The 2,304-nt window shown below is 59.1% G+C and carries 1 protein-coding gene; it reads right to left on the bottom strand.

What is annotated here, in order from left to right:
* Positions 1 to 247: 247 nt before the first annotated feature.
* A complete protein-coding gene (locus tag WBB95_RS07710) occupies positions 248 to 1,714 on the bottom strand; it encodes a DUF1214 domain-containing protein (protein ID WP_424487027.1) in 1,467 nt (488 codons plus the stop codon).
* Positions 1,715 to 2,304: the final 590 nt, after the last annotated feature.

The raw sequence follows: 2,304 nt of genomic DNA, 5'->3' as shown, positions 1-2,304 counted from the left end.
CGTCCGTCTCTGCACATTCTGTTTCAGCGCACGCAACGAAAAGCATGGATACGCTCAACACGCAGAGCAGAAGGTTGAACTCTTGTAAATGTTTCATCTTGTTTCCTTTCACAGTTCCCTGGAGCTGACACTACCAGAGCTACACGGCGACCGCCTGAGCCAGAACGGCCCCAAAACGGCCCATTCATTGCCCGATCAGTTACCCGTCTGTATCGGTACGGTGATGCCATGACGGTTCCGGCGCCCACTATGGGCTGACCGTTTCAGCCATCGGTGCTTTCCAGGTCTTCATCTGTTTCAGGTCGGGTACATAGACGCGCATGATGATATCGATCCCCAGATCCCCGCGGGTGATCGGCAGCCAGTTCTCCGCTGGCACGCCTTTCGGCCGTTCGGCGGCGATGTGGATCTCGATGCCGCCGGACGCGTTCAACTTCATCCCAGCGTTCTGACCGACGCTGTATTTCTTCTGTTTATTGGGAATGAAGAAGCCCTGCTTGGTATCGTAGAGCGTCGCGGACCAGAAGGCCTTGGCGGGGGGCAGCTCGTCCTTGGTCATACGGATCACATAGTCGTTCCGCGCGTTCATCGGTTTGCCGTCGCTCGTCGCCACCCCGGGATACATTGCCTGGTCAGCCGGCTGGCCGAGAGGACCCACAACCGATTGCAGCACCATGGTGTCGAGGTCCATCTGGCCCTTGGGCTGGAACAGCTTGGGCATGAAAGGAGCGGCTGCCTTGGGGTCTTCCCAGATCGCGTTCTGCTTCTTCGCGATCTCCGCCGCCACCGCTGCGAGCTGTTTTGCGTCAACCCCGGGGACCTTTTCGACGTCGTACGGCTTGCCCGGCTCGACGCCGACCCTCTTGAGTGCCGCAAGCGCCGCCTGATCCATCTCGTTCTTCGGGTCAAAGGTGGTGTGATTGAAGACGAACTGCATGGCTTCCTGGAAGTTGTTGGCGAAGACCTGGGCGTCGTCGCTGTAGGCCGGCATGGTTTTCGGGTCGGCCGGCTTCGCGGGCTTGCCTTGGAACTCCTGCAAGGTCTGGAGCTTCACCTTTTGGATCGCAGCCATGTTGGCCTTGAACTTCGCCGGGTCGTTCGCCTCGGGCATGACTCGCAGGAATGCGATCGCGTAGTCGCCGGACATTTCCATGATCTTGTCCACCCCCTCGACCGGCTCGCCCCCGTAGCCCTTGGTGCGGGCCGAGTAGTAGAGGATGCTCGTCGGCTTCTTGAAATCGCCCTTCGAGGTCGCGAGCGGGATTTCGACGTAATGGTCCAGCGCCGAGGTCTCCAAGGAAACGAACTTGGAGTTGAATGCGGGGTAGTGAATGACCACTGCGTCCTGGCGCAGGTCCAGTGTCGACAGAACGTAGAGCGTGTCATTATTCGGTCGCGGGATGGCGCGGACCGAGGCGTCCATCAGGCCCTGAGGATAATGGGTCTTGTTCCACCCACCGGTGGCGAACGGATTCTTTGCGTTCACGGCAAAGTTGTTGAGCGTGTTGAACAGGGCGACGTACTGGTACGAGCGCCGGACGAGGTTCTTCATCTCGGCCGAGGTGAGAGCCGGCTTGGCGGTCGTGACATCGGGTGCCGGTGTCGGCGTGTCGGGAGCCGTGTCGGGAGCCGAACCACGGTCACAGGAGACCGTGGCGGCCAGGAGCAGCAGCACCGCACCGGCCAACAACAGGGTCCAGTTGGCAGTCTTCATTTTCGGGATCTCCCTTCACACAGCTAGAATCGTGGTGGCGGCCGCATTGCAGTAGTGGCGGCGGCAGCCATTTCTTTTTGCTTCTTCTTCTGCCAAGGGATAGTGGACATGGGTATTACGACGACGCGAAGTTGCCATACCGGCCCCAGGGTATTGTCCTGCGCGGGGTAGCCCCAGAGCTCGACCCCCACTTGCAAGGGTTTGTTCCTCTTTGGAAAAACGACCATCTTGTTGATGCCGATCCCGAGCGGAAACGTGAGTTGCCTGGTGTCGCGATCAAACGACCACGTAGGACACGCACTGAGCTGCCATGCATTCCCAAGGCTGACGCCGTAAAAGTACTGCGCTGCGATGGTTTGCTTCTTCAGGCCCGGCTCCTGTTTGAACTGCCAGGTGTACGATGTATCCCGTCAGCTGAACTCGGATACAAAAGGGCTCTGAGTTAAGAGACACTTTGCCGAAAGCGAAAGCCCTGCTGAGGAGTGTCCCATGCCAAGAAGAAAGACACAATCGAGTGAGGCCGCCGTGCGTGACATCCGTCGCAAGACGCGCCGGAGGTTTTCCGCGGAGGAGAAAATCCGGATCGTGCT

Source organism: Pseudomonas sp., assembly GCF_049645325.1.
In the GTDB taxonomy this organism is placed as follows: domain Bacteria; phylum Pseudomonadota; class Gammaproteobacteria; order Pseudomonadales; family Pseudomonadaceae; genus Aquipseudomonas.
This window is presented reverse-complemented; position numbering and strand designations above follow the sequence as displayed.

What these genes read in the sequence shown, in the direction of transcription:
- WBB95_RS07710 (WP_424487027.1), bottom strand. Translation starts at nt 1,714, where the DNA reads ATGAAGACTGCCAACTGGACCCTGTTGTTGGCCGGTGCGGTGCTGCTG.